General features: G+C 38.6%; 1 protein-coding gene. It reads right to left on the bottom strand.

Annotated elements, in window-relative coordinates:
* Positions 1-138, bottom strand: a 138-nt coding sequence (locus SB658_RS22260) for an ATP-binding cassette domain-containing protein (RefSeq protein ID WP_410602369.1), incomplete at its 3' end; no start/stop codon positions are given.
* Positions 139-378 lie beyond the last annotated feature (240 nt).

The following is a 378-nucleotide window of genomic DNA, read 5'->3' as shown; positions in this document are numbered from 1 at the left end:
CAATAAAGATTTGCCGGCGCCGTTTTTACCGATAACACCGATGATGTCGCCTTGCTGAACACTCGCGCTGATCTGTTCAAAAAGGGGAACGCTGTTGATTTCGTAACTGATGCCGCTTATTTTTAACATTTCTTTCATATGTCAATCCCTCGCTTTAAAGGGAGGACAAAAAAATCCTCCCAATTGATTTGGAAGGATTAGCCGTACCTGTGCGTGATCAAATAAGCTATTTTTACATAGCTTTCTCGTATCGTATAGAAAATGGGCAGACTAATCCTATTTTTTCTGATTTGAAATATTTGATTTCAAACGGTCAAAATAAGATTAGTTAATCATTGTCCACCCATCATCCCTTCGTATTTGTTACGAACAGTGTAG

Source organism: Bacillus sp. SIMBA_008 (assembly GCF_046535495.1).
In the GTDB taxonomy this organism is placed as follows: domain Bacteria; phylum Bacillota; class Bacilli; order Bacillales; family Bacillaceae; genus Bacillus; species Bacillus subtilis.
The sequence above is the reverse complement of the archived record's forward strand: the minus strand, read 5'-3'. Positions and strand labels throughout refer to the sequence as shown.